A 1,108-nucleotide genomic window follows, 5' to 3' on the forward strand; every position below is an offset into this window, starting at 1 on the left:
ATAAGACGAGATTTACCTACCAATAAGACGAGATTTACCTACCATAAGACGAGATATTATGATAAATTCGTTTTAACGAAAAAATTTTAATTCACGTCTTATGAGTAAATTAGTAGTGAAAGACAATGCCCTAATGAACGCTAGTTACAACTTGGATCTCGTTGAACAGCGCTTAATCTTGTTGGCGATTGTTGAAGCAAGAGAGTCAGGAAAGGGAATTAATGCCAATGACCCTTTAACCGTCCATGCAGAGAGTTATATCAATCAATTTGGCGTAGCTAGACAAACAGCCTACCAAGCCCTCAAAGATGCTTGTGATGATCTATTTGCACGTCAATTCAGTTACCAAGAAATCAATGAACGAGGAAATACCGAAAACGTCCGTTCACGTTGGGTTAGTGAAGTTCGCTATGTGGATGCAGAAGCTACAGTGAAGTTAATCTTCGCTCCTATCGTCATCCCTTTAATTACAAGGCTTGAGGAACGTTTTACTCAGTATGAAATGAAACAGATAAGCGAGCTTTCAACAGGTTATGCAATTCGTTTGTATGAGTTACTGATCTGCTGGAGAACCACAGGGAAAACACCAATCATAGAATTGGCTGACTTTCGGCAAAAAATGGGTGTTCTCGATGCTGAATATCAACGCATGTATGATTTAAAAAAATACGTTTTAGAGCCGTCTCTCAAACAAATCAACGAGCATACAGACATCACAGCGAGCTACGAACAGCATAAAAAAGGGCGGACAATCACAGGATTCTCATTCAAGTTTAAGCAGAAGAAGAAAACAGAGGCTGAAACGCCAAAAAACAGCGATTCTAGCCCACATATCAAAAAACCTAGTCAAATCCCTACCAACATCGCAAAACAGCCTGAAAACGCAAATATGGACGTTTTAGAACACCGTAAAAGCAAAATTACAGGTGCAATCATGGCGAATGGTCTAGCAGATCGCTTTAAACGTGGTGATGAGTCAGTAATGGAGATGATGAAACGTATCAAAGGAGAAATTACAACGGATGCAACAGCCGACCAATGGGAAAACAAACTAGAAGAATTTGGCGTGGTTTTTTAGTCATGACGAAATTCCCGAAGGGCGCACTTT

1 protein-coding gene is annotated in these 1,108 nt (G+C 40.0%); it reads left to right on the forward strand.

Annotated elements, in window-relative coordinates; genetic code table 11:
* Nucleotides 1-100 precede the first annotated feature (100 nt).
* On the forward strand, nt 101-1,078 hold the full coding sequence (gene repM / locus F960_RS00195; RefSeq protein WP_035374012.1) for a replication initiation protein RepM: 978 nt from the start codon (nt 101-103) through the stop codon (nt 1,076-1,078).
* The last annotated feature ends 30 nt before the right edge of the window (nt 1,079-1,108 follow it).

The organism is Acinetobacter gerneri DSM 14967 = CIP 107464 = MTCC 9824 (assembly GCF_000368565.1).
Taxonomy (GTDB): Bacteria; Pseudomonadota; Gammaproteobacteria; order Pseudomonadales; family Moraxellaceae; genus Acinetobacter; species Acinetobacter gerneri.

Coding starts and splice junctions, on each gene's coding strand:
- repM (WP_035374012.1), top strand. CDS start 101: ATGAGTAAATTAGTAGTGAAAGACAATGCCCTAATGAACGCTAGTTAC.